Genomic DNA, 228 nt, shown 5'->3' with positions numbered 1-228 from the left:
CCGTGAGGGAAAGGCGAAAAGAACCCCTGTGAGGGGAGTGAAATAGAACCTGAAACCGTGTACGTACAAGCAGTAGGAGCAGACTTGTTCTGTGACTGCGTACCTTTTGTATAATGGGTCAGCGACTTATATTTTGTAGCGAGGTTAACCGATTAGGGTAGCCGTAGGGAAACCGAGTCTTAACTGGGCGAATAGTTGCAAGGTATAGACCCGAAACCCGGTGATCTA

Annotated in this window: 1 rRNA gene; it reads left to right on the top strand. The window is 48.2% G+C overall.

The features are described from left to right. Positions 1 to 228: ribosomal RNA gene (locus tag R2R70_RS23780) — 23S ribosomal RNA — on the top strand; the annotation flags it as partial.

It is taken from the genome of Cobetia sp. SIMBA_158, assembly GCF_046566945.1.
Classification (GTDB): Bacteria; Pseudomonadota; Gammaproteobacteria; order Pseudomonadales; family Halomonadaceae; genus Cobetia; species Cobetia amphilecti.
The sequence above is the reverse complement of the archived record's forward strand: the minus strand, read 5'-3'. Positions and strand labels throughout refer to the sequence as shown.